The following is a 17,531-nucleotide window of genomic DNA, read 5'->3' as shown; positions in this document are numbered from 1 at the left end:
GCTGGCCGTCCCCGGTTTGATTTATGCCGCGTTACTTGTCAGTGGGGGGATGGCCGGACCGGCGCGGAAGGTGTTGCGGCCCGCCTGTTTGGCCTCGTACAGCAGCACGTCGGCGCGGTTCAGCAGTTCGGCCGGGCTCAAATCCTCGTCGCGGTAGAAGGTCAGGCCGATGCTGGTGGAGATCGACACCACCGTGCCGTCGAGGTCAAACTCGGTCTGCATGGCCGACACGATCTTGGCTGCCAGCGCGGTGGCGTCGTCGATGCGGTGGATGCGGTCCATGACAATCGTGAATTCGTCGCCCCCCAGCCGCGCGATGGTGTCGCTGGCGCGCATGGTGTGGGTCAGGCGCGCCGAGAAGGCTTTCAGCAGGGCGTCGCCGACGCCGTGGCCGTAGGTGTCGTTGACCGGCTTGAAGCGGTCGATATCCATGTACATCACCGCCATCTGGTTGCCGTTGGCGCGCGCGCCGATCATGGCGTCGTGCAGTTTTTGCAGGAAGCCGGCGCGGTTGGTCAGGCCGGTGAGGGCGTCCACTTGCGACAGCCGCAATAGCCGCTGCTTCTCGCGTTTCTGCGAAGTGATGTCCTGCCGCATGACGTGGAAGCCGATTACCTTCACGCCTTCCTCGTCCATCTGCGGGATGTAGACCACCTCGAAAGTGCGGTCGCTGGTGTCGCTGTTATCGTCCTCCTCGAAGGTCAGCGTTTCGCCGGCCAGTGCGCGCAGCACATAGGGTTCGAGGAAGGCGTGGCGTTCCGCGCCCATCGTTTCGAGGATGGTGCGGCCCAGCACCGTGGTGCCGGTGCGGTTGAATTCACGCTCGTAGGCCAGGTTGTGGAAGCGGTACACCTGCTCCGCATCGATGTAGGCCACCATTGCCGGCAGCGTGTCGGCGATGGTGCGCAGGCGCGCCTCGCTTTCGCGCAGCGCCATCACGGATTTGCGGACATGGGTAATGTCGTCCACCGTGCCGACGTAGCCGTAGACTTTGCCGTCCACCACCATTGCGGCGACCTTGAACGAGACCCACACGATCATGCCGTCCGGGTGCACGCAGCGCAGCGTATCCTGGTACGGCGCGCGGGTTTGCGCCATGTGCTTGAGCGCCGTCTTGAGCACCGGGCGGTCGTGCGGGTGGACCGCGCGCATCCAGGCATCGCCCAGCGCTTCGTCGCGGGTGATGCCGGTGATCAGTTCAAAAGTGCGGTTGACGTAGGTGCAGTGGCCGGTGGCGTCAGCGCGCAACAGGCCGAGCGGCGAGGCGTCGTTGACGGCCGCGAGTTCGGCCTGGTTCTTGCGCATCGCCAGTTCGGTTTCCTTGCGCGAGGTGATGTCGCGCACGGTGATCGCCACGCCGTCGGTGATCGGCACGATCTGGTGGTGCAGCCAGTGCATGTCGCGATGGGGCAGGAAGTTGGCCTCGATCTCCTCTTGCAGCGGCTGGCGCGATTCCAGCACGTGGCGGAATTTCTCGACGAAGCCCTGCGAATGCAGCTCGGGCATCACTTCCAGCAGGCGCTTGCCTTTCAGGTCTGCGCTGCGGCGGCCCAGCAACTGGGCGCCGCGTTCATTCAGGTCGGCGATGGTGAAGTCGAGGATTTCGCGCTGGGCGCCGCGCATGCGGCAGGCCTTGAGCAGGAACACCGCATCGAGGCTGGCGTCGGCGGCGGCGCGCAACATCAGCTGCGCCTCGATCACCATGCTGGCGCTGCTGCGCAGGCGGCGTGCCTGCAGTACCAGCAGGTAGAAGAACAGCAGCACCACCGCCGACGCCACCAGGTTGGCGCCGTAGTACATGGTGCGGCGGCGTTCAAAGCGTTCCAGCGCGATATCCATCGGGTTGCCGACCACCGCCATCAGCAGGAAGCGCGGCATGTCGGTATAGCCGTAAATGCGTTCGGTGGCGTCGAACGGCCGCTTGAGCACCAGCTCCTCCTGCGGCGGCGCCACACTCAGTTGCGTGACGCTGAAGTCGATGCTGTCGCTGATGATGACCTGGTCGTCGATGCGTGCAGCCGACATGCCGTTCTCGCGGCTGATCAGCATCACCGCGCCACCGGGGGCGACGTCGAGGCGGTCGTAGTCTTCGACGAAGTAGGTCGGGTCCATCATCACCACGATCACGCCGGCGAAGCTGCCGTCGGCGTGGTTCAGGCGGCGCGAAATCTGGATTTGCCATTTCTTGGTGCGGCTGTCGACCACCGGCGTCGAGACCAGCGAGACGTCGGCCGGGTTGTTGGCGTGGTTCTGGAAGAAGGGCGCCTGCATCAGCTCCGGCGCGAAGTAGCCGTTCATGCTGTCGACGATCTGGCCCTTGTTGTCGAGGATGGCCAGCGGCAGATCGAGCTTGGTCGGCAGCAGCGAATCGAGCAGGCCGTTCTTGCGGGTGAATTCGGCCAGCCGCAGGCCGCCGCCGGTCTCCTCGTATTTGAGCTTGAACAGCTGGGTGGCGTGGTCGGTCTGGCGCAGCAGGTGGTTGGTGTGCTCGGCGAGGGTGCGCGCCAGCGACTGACTCTGTACGACCGCTTCGTGACGAGCGGTTATTTTTTCCTGCTTCACCTGGTAGGTCACCGCGCCCCACATAAAGACCAGCAGCGCAGCGCCAAAGGCGGGCAGCAGGATGGCGCGGTACAAACGGAGCAGGAATTCACGCATTGGATTACGTCCTCTTCACGGGGCGGTTCACTCTGCGGTTATTCTGCACGGAAATACTGCGTTTGGCGTGATTGGCGTGAAAAAAGTCGCATTCCGATCACAGGCAATGTTGATTTCTTTATTAGAATAGCGTGCATGACTGAACCGATATTGAGCCTGTCCGCCGCGCGGGCGCTGCACTTGGCGGCGCAAGGGCTGTTGCAGCCGCGCCGCCGCAAGGCGCGCCAAGCCGACGTGCTGGAGGCGATCCGCCAAATGGGCGTGCTGCAGATCGACACCATCCACGTGGTGGCGCGCAGCCCCTACCTGGTGCTGTGGAGCCGCCTGGGCGACTATCCGCAAGCGTGGCTGGAGCAGGCGCTGGCCGCCGGCGAGTTGTTCGAGTACTGGGCACACGAGGCCTGCTTCGTGCCGGTCGAGGACTACGGCCTGTATCGCCACCGCATGCTCGATCCGGAGGCGATGGGCTGGAAATATTCGGCCACGTGGATGACGGAACGGCGTGCCGATGTGGAGGCGGTACTGGAACACATCCGCGTCAACGGTCCCACGCGCTCGTCGGATTTTGAACGCACCGATGGCCAGGGCGGCGGCTGGTGGAGCTGGAAGCCGGAGAAGCGCTCGCTGGAAGTGCTGTTCACCACCGGCGCCCTGATGATCGCCGCGCGCCACAACTTCCAGCGTATCTACGACCTGGCGGAGCGCGTGCTGCCGGATTGGGACGACAGCCAGCTGCGCTCAAAGGAAGAGGTGCAGCGCGAGCTGGTGCTGAAAGCCGTGAAGGCGCTGGGCTGCGCGCGCGCCGCCTGGATCAGCGACTACTTCCGCACCAAGCCGCCGCGCCTCGATCCCGAAACGCTGGTCGAAGAGGGGGCCTTGCTGCGCGCGTGGGTGGAGGATTGGGATGATCCGATCTACGTTCATCCCGACCATGCTGACTTGCTGGAACAAGCTGCCGCCGGCGCATTGACGCCGACCCTGACCACCATCCTGTCGCCGTTCGACCCGGTGGTATGGGACCGCCGCCGCGCGCAGGAATTGTTCAACTTCGACTACCGGCTGGAATGCTACACGCCGGCCGAGAAACGCAAATACGGCTACTTCACGCTGCCCATCCTGCGGCGCGGCGCGCTGGTCGGCCGCATCGACGCCAAGGCGCACCGGCGCGAGGGCATATTCGAAGTGAAGTCATTAATATTGGAACCCGGTGTCCGTATCAGCGAGCGCCTCACGCGCGACGTGAACGGCGCCTTGCAGCGGCTGGCCGACTGGCATGAGTGCCCGCAAATCAAAATAACACAGAAGGAAGCTGCATGACATTGCCCGCCGCCCCCGCCAGCCTGCTGGCCGCAGACGGTCAACCGCTGTTTGGACGCTACGCCGGCCAGGTCGGCAACATCGACTGGAGCCAGCTGGCCAAGCCCTTTGCCCGCAGCCCGCTGTGGCGGCGCTTCCATCACAAGCGCTGGCATTACGTGGCGCTTTGCACGGAACAGGTGTTCTGCGCGGTGGCGATCGTGGACCTGGGCTGGATCAGCACCGCCTTCGCCTACGCCTTCGACCGCAGCGACGGCGACATGCTGGCCAACTTCTCGCAGGACGGTCTGCCGCTGGTGTCGGCCAAGCTGGCCAACCACGCGGGCGAATCGAGCAGCTTCAAGGCCAAGGGCTGCCACATCGCGGTGGATGCCAATGGCGACGGCAGCTATCAATTGACGCTGCGCTGCGACTATCTCGAAATCGACGCCCGCTTCGGCCCTGGCCCGTCGCCGCTGCTGCTGGCCACCGGGCCGATCGCCAAGGGTTCTGTGCACGCGACGCAGAAATCGTCGGCCATGCCGCTCAGCGGAGAGGTGCGCACCTTCCGTGAAGAGTACAAGCTCGATGGCGGCGTGGCCAGCTTCGATTATTCCAACGGCCTGCTGGCGCGGAATACCGACTGGCGCTGGGCCTCGGCGCACAATATGGAGCTTGGCTTCAACCTGCAGGCCGGCTATTTCGGCGATCACGAAAATGCGCTGTGGCTGGACGGCGACTTGATTGCGCTGGCTCCGGCCCACTTCCTGTACGATAAAAAGGATGCGCTGTCGCAGTGGCATATTTTCACCGAAGACGATATGCTGGACCTGACCTTCACGCCGGAAGGCGCGCGCCGCGACGACAAGAAAATGGTGGTGGCGGCCAGCCGCTACCTGCAACCGATCGGTACTTTCAGTGGCTGGGTGCGCAGCGCGCCGGACCAGCCCAAACGCATGGTCTCGCAGCTGATGGGCGTGACCGAAGACCATTCATCCCGCTGGTGAAAACGCCATGAGCATCCGCAATCTCGACCGCCTGTTCCAACCACGTTCGGTGGCCGTGATCGGCGCGTCGGACAATCCGCAGCGCATCGGCACGCGGGTGCTGGCCAACCTGCTGGACGGCGCCTTCACCAACGGCGGCGGCAAGGTGTGGCCGCTCAATCCCAAGCACGACAAGCTGCGCGGCATGCCGTGCTATCCGCGCGTGAATGCGCTGCCGGCGGCGGCCGACCTGGCCATCATCTGCACGCCGCCTGCCACGGTGCCGGGCCTGATTACGGAGCTGGGGCAGGCCGGCACCAAGGCCGCCATCGTGATGACGGCCGATCCGGGCCAGAGCGGCGGACGCGCGTTGCGCGAACCGATGCTGGAAGCGGCCAAGCCGCACCTGCTGCGCATCCTCGGCGCCGGCAGCGTGGGGCTGCAATCGCCGGCGCTGGGATTGAACGCCAGCTTCACGCAAATGGCGGCGGGCAGCGGGCGGCTGGCTTTCGTCTCGCAATCGGGCGCGCTGGCGACGGCGGTGCTGGATTGGGCCGGCCAGCGCGGCATCGGCTTTTCGCGCTTCGTCGCGATGGGCGACGGCGTGGACGTGGATTTCGGCGACTTGCTCGACTACCTGGCCGCCGATCCCGATACGGAAGCCATCCTGCTGTGCATCGAAAAGGTCAGCAGCGCGCGCAAATTCATGTCGGCCGGGCGGCTGGCGGCGCGCGGCAAACCGGTCATCGTTTTGAAAGTCGGGCGCGACCCGGCGCCCGGTGCGGACCTGGTGTTCGATGCGGCGATCCGCCGCGCCGGCATGCTGCGCGTCTACTCCACCGAGGATTTGTTCGACGCCGTGGAAACGCTGGCGCGCCAGCGCCCGCAGCGCGGCGAGCGGCTGGCGGTGCTGACCAACGGCGGTGGCCTGGGCCTGATCGCGGCCGACGCGCTGGCGTGCAGCGGCGCGCAACTGGCGCCGCTGTCGACCGACACCGTCAAGCGCCTGATGCAGGCCGGCGCCCCGCAAACCAATCCGCTCGACTTCCTGGCCGATGCGCCGGTCGAGCATTACACCGGCGCCGTTGAGGCGCTGCTGCGCGAGCCGCAGGCCGATGCGCTGCTGTTCCTGCACGCGCCGACTGCGATGGTGGCGAGCGATCTGATTGCGGCCGCCGTTGCCCCCATCATGCAGGCGGCGAACAAGAACGTGCTGTCCTGCTGGCTGGGCGGCAGCTCGGTGGCGCAGGCGCGTAAAGTGTTCTCCGACGCGGGCCTACCGACTTACGACACGCCGGAAAAAGCCGTCAACGGCTTCCTGCAAATCGCCCAGTACCGGCGCAATCAGGAACTGCTGATGGAAGTGCCGGCCGGCGTGCCGGCCACCAGCGCCGTCGAGCGTTCGGCCGCGCGCGGGCTGGTGCAAGCCGCACTGGCGGCCGGTCGCAGTGAATTGTCCGACACCGATGCACGCGCGCTGATGGCGGCTTACGGCCTGGCACTGGCTACACCTCAGCAAGCCGCGCTGACCGGCGCCACGCTGGCAGCGGCGCGCATTCAAATTAGCCACGACCCGGTGTTCGGGCCGGTGGTGTTTTTCGGTCAGGGCGGCATCGCGGCCGATGTCGCGGCCGACCGCGCGGCTGGCCTGCCGCCGCTGAACATGCCGTTGGCGCGCGACATGGTGAGCCGCACCCGCGTCTCGCGCCTGCTGGCGCAAAGCCAGACCGCCGCCGATGCCGAAGCGTTGACACGCACGCTGGTGCAAGTGGCCGACATGGTGGCCGATTTGCCGGAGCTGACCGAACTCGATCTCAATCCCTTGCTGGCGATCGGCGGCAGCGTGGTGGCGCTGGGGGCGCGCATGCAGTTGGCGAAGGCGAGGGCGCGCCGCGCCGCGCTGGCGATCCGCCCGTATCCGCAGGAACTGGAAGAGCGGCTGGACTGGGGCGGCGGACAAATCCTGCTGCGGCCCATCCGCCCGGAAGACGGCGCGCAGCATCAAGCTTTCTTCAGTGCGCTGAACCCGGACGATGTGCGCTTGCGCTTCTTCACCGCCATGCGCGAGTTGCCACCGGCCCAGCTGGCGCGCCTGACGCAAATCGATTACGACCGCGCGATGGCCTTCATCGCCACCCGCCCCAACGCCGCCGGCGAGCCGGAGACGCTGGGCGTGGTACGTGCGGTGACCGATCCCGATAATCAGTCCGCTGAATTTGCCATCATCGTGCGTTCCGATTTGAAAGGGCGCGGACTCGGCTATATTTTGTTCCAGAAACTGGTGGATTATTTCCGCGCGCAAGGCACGCGCGAGATCGTCGGCGACGCCTTGTCGGAGAACGGCGGCGTGCAAAAACTGATACGCCATTTCGGCGGCGTGGTATTGCCGCATCCGGAGGCAGGAATGGTGCGTCTACAACTGCCTTTGCGATAGCATTCGAACAAAGCTTGATATATATTTGGGGATAACGACGCGTGGGCGGGTTTGTGCTACGTCAAAGCGCACACTGTCGGGAAAATTTACACTTTTACTTCCACCATACAAGCCTTGGGAGTCAGAAGAATGTTAACCGCCACATATACTCTGGTAGCACTGTCTGTCGAACAGGCCAGCGTTCGCATGAGTTTGCTATCGTTCCAGAAGTATATGCGCAGCACGCTCATGCAGCAGAACCGCATGACCCTGTCGCAGCTGGAGTACGCGTGCGAAAACCTCAACACCCTGTATCAGGCCTGCCATTGGCGCAAGACCGAGATGTACCTGATCCCGGCATTGCGCGACGCCAACGAGCGCGCCGACCAACTGCTGGACGAACTCAACCGTTTGAATCAGGCAGCGCTGACTTCGATCCGCCTGCTGCAAGACAAGCTGGGCGCGCTGGCCGATGTGCGCGACGAGCAAGTGAGCGAAGTGTGCGACAGCATTGATACCTTCTGCGCGTCCTTGCTCAAGCGGCTGGAAAAAGAGGAGCACGAATTGTTTGCGCTGGCGCGCAATTCGATTGCCGGCGAAACCTGGTTCTCGATCGCCAACCAGCTGATGATGCACGACAAGCATCTGGATGAAATGAAACGCTCGGGCCTGCCGCCGGCCGAAGCGGCGCAGGTCACGGCGCGCCGCCGCGCGCTGCCGGGCGGAGAAGTGGATGACGGCCAGATTTCGATTCCTGGCCTGCAAGTGCTGCCCATCGTCAAGCTGGATGAGACGCCGGTGCCGCCCGTACCCCGGTCCGCGCGACAGTCGCCGCGCGACGATGTCATTATGAAATAACCACCCAGTAGCGCACTTGCAGGGCAAAAGCCTTCTGCTTTGCTATGATGGTGGTTTTAGCCATCACCATAGCGCACCATGTTTGAATTCCTCTTTAAGCGTGCCACTGAAACTTCGGCCATTCCGTCCTCCCCGGCGGCGGCGCCGGAACAGGACGCGGCCGCCGGCCGCCGCGACGAGCAGGCGCAGCGCGCCGCCGCTCTGAATGGCAACGAGGCGGCGGCCGTCGCCCTGATTCTGGAAAGTGAATTTGCCGGCGTGCGCCAGGCGGCGGCCGAGCACGTGCACACGCCGGCGGCGCTGGAACAGGTGCTGCAAGCGGTGCGCAACACCGACCGCCGCGTCGCCAAGCTGATGCAGGGCCGCCTGGATGCGATCCGCTACCAGCAGGCCGAGCAACAAAAAGCACAGGCGTGTCTGGATCTGGCGCAACGTCTGTTGCAGGATGAAAAGCTGACGCCGAACCAGGTGGCGGAACTGGATCGCCAGTGGCTGGTGGTGGCTGAGGTGCCATCTCTGAAGGACGCGTACGTTTCGGCGCGCGCGACGCTGGCGGCGCGGCTGGAAGCGCAGGTGAATTTGCAGCGCACCATCATTGACGCGATGGCTGCGGTGCGCAAGCTGCCGCAGGCCGGTCTGCTGGTGGAAGAGGCGCAGCAGGCGCTGGAGCGCCACGCTGCGCAGCAAAGCGTCTTCCAGGAAGCGCCTGAGCACAATGCGCTGCCGCGCCACCTGCTGAGCGATTTCGCGCAAGCCATCGAACAAACACGCGCCGCGTTGGCGACGCCGCCGAAAGCCGCGCCTGTGCCTGAGCCGGTCGCGGAAACTCCCGCCGCCGCGCCAGAAGCCGCGCCGCGCCAGGAAGCGTCACGCAAACAACCGAAGCCGCAGCCGAAAGAGGTCGACAAGAAGTTCCTCGAAACGATGGAAGCGCTGGAAGCCGCTTTGGAGCACGGTCAGCTGCATGAAGCCGCCGAGCATGACAAATGGCTGCGCGACCACAAAACCCGCCTCAGCCACGCGCAAACCGAACACCTGAACCACGTCCGTGCCGAACTCAAACGTCTGGGCGACTGGGCGCGCTGGGGCGGCAACGTCTCGCGCGAGGAACTGGTCAAGGCGGTGGAAGAACTGCCGGCGCAGAAACTGGCGATGAGCGAACTGGCCAAAAAAGTCGGCAGCATGCGCGACCGCTGGAAGCAGCTGGACGCCGTCTCCGGCCACGCGCCAAAATCGCTGTGGGAACGTTTTGACGCCGCCTGCACCGCCGCCTACGCGCCGGCCGCGGCCCACTTCAAGCACCTGGCCGACGAACGCCACGCCAACGCCGCCAAGGCCCAGGCCCTGATCGCCGAAACCCAGGCGTTGGCCGAATCGGTCGCCGCCGGTGGCGCCGACCTGAAAAACGTGGCCGCCGCCGGCCAGCGCCTGCGCCAGATGTGGACCCGCCTCGGCACCATCGACCGCAAGGAAAAACGCAAGCTCGACCAAACCTTCGACAAGGTGCTGGCCCACATGCTGGCCCCGCTGTCGGAACAGCGCAAGGTCGAAGCCGCCAAGCGTGAGCAGCTGATTGTGGAAGCTGAAGCGCTGGACCCGTCCGACCGTCACACGCTGGACAAGCTGCGCCGCCTGCAGGAGCGCTGGCAGGAGCAAGCCAAGGCGCTGCCGCTGGAACGCAAGATCGAGCAAGCGTTGTGGCAGCGTTTCCGCGCCGCCTGCGACGCCATCTTCAGCAAGCGCAAGGAAAGCGCCCACGCCGCCGATCACGAACGCAAAGCCCATCTGCACGCGCGCGAAGCGATCTGCAAGGAACTGGAGGAAGCGACCTTCAGCGGCGAGGACAAGGTCCAGCTGGCCGCCATCGCCAAGGCGCTGAAGGACGCCGCTGCGGCCTGGAACGCCACCGGCACCGTGCCGCGCGCCGCCGAGCCACGCATCAACCAGCGCTATCACAACGCCGTCGGCAAGGTGCAGGCCCAGGCCGACGCCATCAAGAAGCGCGCCGGCGCGGCCCAAGCCAATGCGCTGCGCGACAAGCTGCGCCTGTGCCAGTCGCTGGAAAGCGCGATCGGCAGCGGCGATGCGATCGATACCGCCGGCTGGCAGGCCAAGTGGTCGGCGCTGCCATCGCTGGGCAACGACTACGAACGCGCGCTGCACAGCCGCTTCCAGGCCGCGCTGGCCGCCACCGATGGCAAGCGCAGCGCCTACGCTGCCGAGCTGGAACGCAACCGCGCCAGGCTGCTGGATGAAGTGCTGCGCCTTGAAATCGTGGCCGGCGTCGACAGCGGCGCCGAGTTCGCGCGCGACCGCCTGAAGATGCAGGTGGAAGTGCTGCAATCGTCGCTGAAGTCGGGCCAGAAGCCGCAATCGGCGTCGGCGGCCTACCTGCAGCTGTGCGCCATGCCGGCATTGGCCGATGCCCGTACGGCCAGCCGCATCGAGCAGTTGTTCCGCCGGATTGGCGCCTCGGAGCGTGCATGAGCTTGAATGAAGTCCGGATCCAGGCCGAAGACTTCGACCTGTCTGCGGAAGTAGCCCAGCTGCGCGCAGGCCATCCCAAGGTTGGCGGCGTGGTGACTTTCGTCGGCACGGTACGCGACCTCAACGAAGGCGCCACGGTATCGGCAATGGAGCTCGAGCATTACCCCGGCATGACCGAGCAATCGATCAGCGACATTATCGATCAGGCCAGGCAGCGCTGGCCCATCATGGGTGCGCTGGTAATCCACCGCGTCGGCCCGCTCAAGCCGCTCGACCAGATCGTGCTGGTGGCCGTGACTGCGGCACACCGGGGCGAGGCATTCGCGGCTTGTGAATTTATTATCGATTATCTCAAGACCGAAGCGCCGTTCTGGAAGAAGGAGCAGACGCCCGAGGGCGCGCGCTGGGTCGACGCCCGCGTTAGCGACGACGCGGCCTTGAATAAATGGAAGTAGCTCCTATGTAAGTGATAAGTTAAATCTATCGGAGCAACACCATGCGTCAGGACAAACTCACCACCAAACTCCAGGAAGCCCTGTCGGACTCGCAGAGTCTGGCCGTGGGCAATGACAACCAGTACATCGAGCCGGTGCACCTGCTGACGGCGCTGCTGAATCAGGACGACGGCAGCGCGCGCTCGCTGTTGCAGCGCGCCGGCGTCAATGTCGGCGGCCTGACCAAGGCGCTGACCGCCGCGCTGGAACGCCTGCCGAAAGTCTCCGGCACCGATGGCAATGTGCAAGCCAGCCGCGAGCTGGTGGGCGTGCTCAACATGGCCGACAAGGAAGCGCAAAAGCGCGTCGACCAGTTCATTTCCAGCGAAATGGTGCTGCTGGCCCTGACCGACGACAAGTCGGAGGCCGGCAAGCTGGCGCGCGAAGCCGGGCTGACCCGCAAATCGCTGGAAGCCGCCATCGACACCGTACGCGGCGGCGCCAAAGTGGACTCGCAAGAGGCTGAAGGCCAGCGCGAAGCCCTGAAAAAATACACCCTCGACCTGACCGAGCGCGCCCGCCTGGGCAAGCTGGACCCGGTGATCGGCCGCGACGATGAAATCCGTCGCGCCATCCAGGTGCTGCAGCGCCGCTCCAAGAACAATCCGGTGCTGATCGGCGAACCGGGCGTCGGCAAGACCGCCATCGTCGAAGGGCTGGCGCAGCGCATCGTCAACAACGAGGTGCCGGATTCGCTCAAAGGCAAGCGCGTGCTGGCGCTGGACATGGCCGCCCTGATCGCCGGCGCCAAATATCGTGGCGAATTTGAAGAGCGTCTGAAATCCGTGCTGAAAGAGCTGGCGATGGACGAAGGCCAGACCATCGTCTTCATCGACGAGATGCACACGATGGTCGGCGCCGGCAAGGCCGATGGTGCGATGGACGCGGGCAATATGCTGAAGCCGGCCTTGGCGCGTGGCGAGCTGCATTGCGTCGGCGCGACCACGCTGGACGAGTACCGCAAGTACATCGAAAAGGATGCCGCGTTGGAGCGCCGCTTCCAGAAAATCTTGGTCGACGAGCCGACCGTGGAAGCCACCATCGCCATCCTGCGCGGCTTGCAGGACAAGTACGAGCTGCACCACAAGGTGGCCATTTCGGACGCCGCGATTATCGCTGCGGCCGAGCTGTCGCACCGCTATATCACCGACCGCTTCCTGCCCGACAAGGCTATCGACCTGATCGATGAGGCGGCGGCCAAGATCAAGATCGAAATCGACTCCAAGCCGGAGGTGATGGATAAGCTGGAACGCCGCCTGATCCAGCTGAAGATCGAGAAGGAAGCCGTCAAGAAGGAAAAGGACGAGGGTTCGCGCAAGCGCCTGGAGCTGATCGACGAGGAAATCGAGCGCCTGACGCGCGAGCTGAACGACTTCGAGGAAATCCTCAAGGCCGAGAAGGCCGTGGTGCAGGGCAGTACCCACATCAAGGAAGAGATCGAGCAGATCAAGCAGCAGATGGAGCAGGCCACGCGCGAGAGCAACTGGCAGCGCGTGTCGGAACTGCAGTACGGCCGCCTGCCGCAGCTGGAGGCCGAACTCAAGCTGGCGGAAGCCGCGTCGGCCAAGGGCGTGTCGCTGGAAAAGGATACGCCGCCGAAGCAGCGCCTGCTGCGTACCGAAGTCGGCTCCGAGGAAATCGCCGAGGTGGTGTCGCGCGCGACCGGTATTCCTGTGTCGCGCATGATGCAGGGTGAGCGTGAGAAGCTGCTGCACATCGAGGACAAGCTGCACGAGCGCGTGGTGGGTCAGGACGAGGCGATCAGCGCCGTGGCCGACGCTATCCGCCGTTCGCGCGCCGGTCTGGCCGATCCGAACCGTCCGTACGGCTCGTTCCTGTTCCTGGGACCGACCGGCGTCGGCAAGACCGAGCTGACCAAGGCGCTGGCCGGCTTCCTGTTCGATACGGAAGAATCGCTGATCCGCATCGACATGAGCGAGTTCATGGAGAAGCACTCGGTGGCCCGCCTGATCGGCGCGCCGCCCGGCTACGTCGGCTACGACGAGGGCGGCTACCTGACCGAAGCCGTGCGCCGCAAGCCGTACAGCGTGATCCTGCTCGATGAGGTGGAGAAGGCGCACCCGGACGTGTTCAACGTGCTGCTGCAGGCGCTGGACGACGGCCGCATGACGGACGGGCAGGGCCGCACGGTGGACTTCAAGAACACCGTCATCATCATGACCTCGAACCTCGGGTCGCATAAGATCCAGTCGATGGAGGACTCGGATCCGGGCGTGGTCAAGCTGGCAGTGATGGCCGAGGTGCGCTCGCACTTCCGTCCGGAGTTCATCAACCGGATCGACGAGATCGTGGTATTCCACGGGCTGGATGAGAAGAACATCGGCGCGATTGCCCGCATCCAGCTGGTGACCTTGCAGCAGCGCCTGGCCAAGCTGGAAATCGGCCTCGAGGTGAGCGAGGATGCCCTGCACAAGATCGCCGAAGCGGGCTACGATCCGGTGTATGGCGCGCGGCCGTTGAAGCGCGCGATCCAGCAGCAGATCGAAAATCCGCTGTCCAAGCTGATCCTGCAAGGGAAGTTCGGGCCGAAGGACACCATCCACGTGGACGTGGCCAGCGGCGAGCTGGCCTTCCGCTAAGCGCCAGGCCTTAACTCGCCTCGTGGCGGATGATGCGGTTGCGACCGTCGCGCTTTGCGCGGTACAACGCGTCATCCGCCCGTTTCAGCACATCTTCATACGAGGTGTCGCCCGCCGTCATCTCGCTCAGGCCGCCGCTGATGGTGGCGCCGCTGCCGAGCGCGCCCAGCGCCTGCAAGCCTTCCGCAATCTTGATCCGCAGTCGTTCTGAAATCGTCATCGCATGCGCGCTGGCGGTGTGCGGCATCAGCACCACGAATTCATCGCCGCCCAGGCGGGCCGGGAAGTCGGCTGCGCGCAGCTCGTGCCGGCACACCTCGGCGGTGGTGCTGATGGCCTTGTCGCCAGCCAGATGGCCGTACTGGTCGTTGATGCCCTTGAAGTGGTCGATATCGAAAATCAGCACCGAGGTCGGCGTCTTGTAGCGCGCAAACAGTTCAAAATGCTCGGTCAGCCCGTTCATCAGCTTGCGGCGGTTGGCGAGGCCGGTCAGGGCGTCGGTCTCGCTCTGCATGCGCAGCAGCGCTTCCAGTTTCTTGCTGGCGGTGATATTGCTCGCCACCCACAGCACTGCGTCTTCGCCCAGTACCTGGTAGCCCAGTGGCTGCACCCGGCCTTCAAACCAGATCGGCTCGATCGGTCCGGCGCCGCCCACGCCCTTGACGTCTTCCGCGCCCAGCGGGTACTCGGCCACGTGCAAGCCGCGCGAGGCCAGCGCGATATTGATCTGGGCCAGGAACCAGGCGGTTTTTTCGTCGTTCAGCACATCGGCGATGTACTTGCCGACCAGGCTGCTGCCGTCGTGGTAGTAGCGGCTGTCGGTGCCGCCGAAGATGGCGGCGTAGCGGCCGCTGCGCGTCAGGATGAATGCGGGGTCCGGCAGCGCAGACAACAGCGCTGCGATTTGTTCGTTCGAGAAGAGGGACAGGTCCGCCATTCGATATCGAGTTTCTAATTGATGAGTTTCCACTAATGTACCGTACTTTTCTCCAAGCAAACGTTATCGGCACAAAAATTGAAAACTTGACCTTCCAGCATGGTTGTTATTATTTAAAGAAGCTGGACGGCGAGCAGCCGAAGGTCTTGCGGAACATGGCGGAAAAGGCCGACTGGCTGGCGTAGCCGAGCTGCGCCGCTACCTGTGACAGCGGCATGCCGCCGGCGATCAGCGGCGCCGCGTGCGCCAGCCGCACCTGCTGGCGCCAGTGGCTGAAACTCATGTCCAGCTCGCGCTCGAACAGGCGCGCCAGGGTGCGCTCGGAAGCGCCGACCTGGCTGGCCCAGCCGGCCAGCGTGACCTCGGCGCCGGGATCGGCGATCAGGGCGTCGCACAGGGTTTTCAGGCGCTTGTCGCTCGGCAGGGGCACGCGCAGCGCATGTTCGGCGCAGCGCGGGATTTCATCGAGGATCATTTCCATCAGCAGGTGTTCGCGTGGCGAGGAGGGCGGCTCGCCCTGGCGGTCGAGCGCTTCCAGCGCCGCCAGCAATTCGCGCAGCAGGCTGGATAGTTCCAGCACCTTGCAGCTGTTGCCGGGGAAAGGCGCGCGGCCGGCATACACGCGCATCGGCCGCAGGTGGGTGTCTTCCAGTACGGTGGTGCCGTGGACCACGCCCGGTGGAATCCATACCGCGCGCTGCGGCGGCACGATCCAGCTGCTGTTGTTGGCTTCCACCCGCATCACGCCGTGCACGGCGTAGGTGAGCTGGCCCCAGGCGTGGTGGTGCGGCTGCATCACGGCGCTGGCGCGCAGGTCGCGGCCGGCCATCATGATCGGCTGTGCGGCGGTGGGGGCCTCCCACTCCCGGTCGAAGCGGGTATGGTTGACGATGGGAATGGTCATGGCGGAAACGCGATAGAAGTTGTCTTGCTATCTTAAATCAGACGGCGGCAAATTGCTTAAACTTGTGGAAATAACAGGAGAGAGCAGCATGAACGACAACACTTTGCTGCGCCAGGATGCCCGCGTGATTACGCTGGTCGGGCTGGCGCATGGTACTTCGCATTTTTATCACGTGATCCTGGCGGCGCTGATTCCGTGGCTGAAGCCGGAATTCGGCCTCAGCTACTCGCAGCTGGGCTTGCTGATGACGATCTTTTTCGTGGTCTCCGGCGTGGGACAGGCGATGGCTGGTTTCGTGGTCGACCGGCTGGGCGCGCGCGCCGTGCTGTGCAGCGGGATTGCGCTGCTGGGCGTGTCGGCGATGATGCTGTCGAGCGCGCATAGCTACGCGCAGTTGATGCTGGGGGCATTCATCGCCGGTTGCGGCAACTGCGTATTCCACCCGGCCGACTACACCTTGCTCAACCAGCGCGTGTCCAAGGCGCGGCTGGCGCATGGTTTCTCGGTGCATGGCATCAGCGGCAATATCGGCTGGGCGCTGTCGCCGCTGTTCCTGACTTTCGTGGCCGGCCGCACCGACTGGCGCACCGCGCTGCTGAGCGCCGCCGCGCTGCCGCTGGTGGTGCTGGCGCTGCTGGTCTGGAACCGCCATGCGCTGCGGCCTGAACCGGCGGCGATTCCGGTGGGCAGCGCTGCTGCGGCGAGCGTGGCCGGTGACGCCAGCGCCTTCAGCTTCCTCAAGCTGAAGGTGGTGTGGATGTGCTTTGCTTTCTTCTTCATTTCCGCCGTGGCGCTGGCCGGTATCCAGACCTTCGCCGCGACCAGTCTGGTGAGCCTGTACGGCATGTCGCTGGCGACCGCCACCTCGGCCTACACCTGCTTCATGTTCGCCTCGGCGGCCGGCATGGTGTACGGCGGCTTCCTCGGTGCGGGCAGCCGCAACCACGACCGCATCATCATGATCGCGTTCGGCACGGCGGCGGTGCTGGCGCTGGTGCTCGCAGCGGCGGCGGTGCCGGCCTGGATGGCAGTTGTGCTGATGGGCCTGATCGGCCTGGTGACCGGCGTTTCCGGCCCGTCGCGCGATTTGATGATCCGCAGCGCCGCCCCGGCCAACGCCACCGGCCGCGTGTTTGGCGTGGTGTACTCGGGACTGGACAGCGGGCTGGCCGTGGGCGCCATGCTGTTCGGCCTGGTGATGGACGCGCATCATCCAGCGGGGGTGTTCGTCGTCATCGGCCTGTTCCAGGCCTTGGTGATCCTGACCGCGCTGGGCGTGGGCAATAACAGCCGCATGGCCGCCATCCCGAAAACCGCATAGAATTGAAATTATTTTAACTATGCAAGAGGACCGCGATGAGCTTTGCCACCACCGATTTATGCGACGACCACGCCAACCTGCTGGATGACGGCCGCCTGGCCGTGCTGCCGCCGGTTTTCAAGCACTACGGCCAGCGCGTGCGCTTTGCCGGCCGCGTGGTCACGCTGAAAGTGCACGAGGACAACGCGCTGGTGCGCTCGACGCTGGAAACACCGGGCGACGGCAATGTACTGGTGGTGGACGGCGGCGGCAGCCTGCGCCGGGCGCTGGTTGGTGGCCAGCTGGGCCTGCTGGCGCAGGACAATGGCTGGGCGGGCATCGTGGTGGATGGCTGCATCCGCGATACCGATGAAATCAACGCCTGCGATATCGGCGTGCGCGCGTTGGCCGCTCATCCGCAAAAAAGCAGCAAGAAGGGCGTGGGCGAACGCAATGTGCGGGTCCATATCGCCGGCGTGGCGGTCAATCCCGGCGACTGGCTGTATGCCGATGCCGACGGCATCTTAATCGCACAGCAAAAACTCGTTTCGTAATGTGAAAATCACCGCTTAAAAGCACTTTCATTTTGAGAAACATT

Annotated in this window: 12 protein-coding genes; 9 read left to right on the top strand and 3 right to left on the bottom strand. The window is 64.7% G+C overall.

Annotation, left to right across the window (positions count from 1 at the left end; all coding sequences use genetic code 11):
• Nucleotides 1-21: 21 nt before the first annotated feature.
• The gene (locus BMZ70_RS09440; RefSeq protein ID WP_092272844.1) at nt 22-2,658 is read right to left on the bottom strand and encodes a sensor domain-containing diguanylate cyclase; all 2,637 of its coding nucleotides are present in this window, start codon (nt 2,656-2,658) and stop codon (nt 22-24) included.
• A gap of 135 nt (nt 2,659-2,793) precedes the next feature.
• On the opposite strand from BMZ70_RS09440, the gene BMZ70_RS09435 reads away from it, so the two are divergent.
• From BMZ70_RS09435 to clpB, 7 genes are all read left to right on the top strand, one after another.
• Nucleotides 2,794-3,975, top strand: a complete 1,182-nt coding sequence (locus BMZ70_RS09435; RefSeq protein ID WP_092272841.1) for a winged helix-turn-helix domain-containing protein — start codon at nt 2,794-2,796, stop codon at nt 3,973-3,975.
• Nucleotides 3,972-4,961 carry a DUF2804 domain-containing protein gene (locus BMZ70_RS09430; protein WP_092272838.1) on the top strand — a complete coding sequence of 330 codons (990 nt, stop codon included), beginning with the start codon at nt 3,972-3,974 and terminating at the stop codon, nt 4,959-4,961. Before BMZ70_RS09435 ends, BMZ70_RS09430 begins: the two co-directional genes overlap by 4 nt.
• Nucleotides 4,962-4,968: 7 nt before the next feature.
• Entirely contained in the window at nt 4,969-7,374 is a 2,406-nt protein-coding gene (locus tag BMZ70_RS09425) for a bifunctional acetate--CoA ligase family protein/GNAT family N-acetyltransferase (RefSeq protein ID WP_092272835.1), read from the top strand.
• 213 nt (nt 7,375-7,587) lie between these two features.
• Entirely contained in the window at nt 7,588-8,211 is a 624-nt protein-coding gene (locus tag BMZ70_RS09420; RefSeq protein WP_229205352.1) for a hemerythrin domain-containing protein, read from the top strand.
• A 78-nt stretch (nt 8,212-8,289) separates the two neighbouring features.
• Nucleotides 8,290-10,698 (top strand): DUF349 domain-containing protein, encoded by a 2,409-nt coding sequence (locus tag BMZ70_RS09415; RefSeq protein WP_092272832.1) that lies wholly within the window; start codon nt 8,290-8,292, stop codon nt 10,696-10,698.
• Nucleotides 10,695-11,153 (top strand): molybdopterin synthase catalytic subunit MoaE, encoded by a 459-nt coding sequence (gene moaE, locus BMZ70_RS09410; RefSeq protein WP_092272829.1) that lies wholly within the window; start codon nt 10,695-10,697, stop codon nt 11,151-11,153. The genes BMZ70_RS09415 and moaE overlap by 4 nt, the downstream gene beginning before the upstream one ends.
• 41 nt (nt 11,154-11,194) lie before the next feature.
• Complete coding sequence (gene clpB / locus BMZ70_RS09405) at nt 11,195-13,792, top strand: ATP-dependent chaperone ClpB (protein ID WP_092272826.1); 2,598 nt, start codon at nt 11,195-11,197, stop codon at nt 13,790-13,792.
• A 10-nt stretch (nt 13,793-13,802) separates the two neighbouring features.
• Here the strand turns inward: clpB and BMZ70_RS09400 are convergent, their stop codons facing one another.
• Together BMZ70_RS09400 and BMZ70_RS09395 are read right to left on the bottom strand one after the other, a co-directional pair.
• Nucleotides 13,803-14,729 (bottom strand): GGDEF domain-containing protein, encoded by a 927-nt coding sequence (locus BMZ70_RS09400; RefSeq protein WP_092272823.1) that lies wholly within the window; start codon nt 14,727-14,729, stop codon nt 13,803-13,805.
• Between the two features lie 109 nt (nt 14,730-14,838).
• Nucleotides 14,839-15,633: an AraC family transcriptional regulator gene (locus BMZ70_RS09395; RefSeq protein ID WP_092272820.1), complete on the bottom strand. Its 795-nt coding sequence runs from the start codon at nt 15,631-15,633 to the stop codon at nt 14,839-14,841.
• 88 nt (nt 15,634-15,721) lie between these two features.
• On the opposite strand from BMZ70_RS09395, the gene BMZ70_RS09390 reads away from it, so the two are divergent.
• Both BMZ70_RS09390 and rraA read left to right on the top strand, forming a co-directional pair.
• Nucleotides 15,722-16,954 (top strand): MFS transporter, encoded by a 1,233-nt coding sequence (locus tag BMZ70_RS09390; RefSeq protein ID WP_092272817.1) that lies wholly within the window; start codon nt 15,722-15,724, stop codon nt 16,952-16,954.
• Between the two features lie 35 nt (nt 16,955-16,989).
• Complete coding sequence (gene rraA, locus BMZ70_RS09385) at nt 16,990-17,487, top strand: ribonuclease E activity regulator RraA (RefSeq protein ID WP_092272814.1); 498 nt, start codon at nt 16,990-16,992, stop codon at nt 17,485-17,487.
• Nucleotides 17,488-17,531 lie beyond the last annotated feature (44 nt).

Source organism: Duganella sp. CF402, from assembly GCF_900109645.1.
Lineage (GTDB): Bacteria > Pseudomonadota > Gammaproteobacteria > Burkholderiales > Burkholderiaceae_D > Rugamonas.
This window is presented reverse-complemented; position numbering and strand designations above follow the sequence as displayed.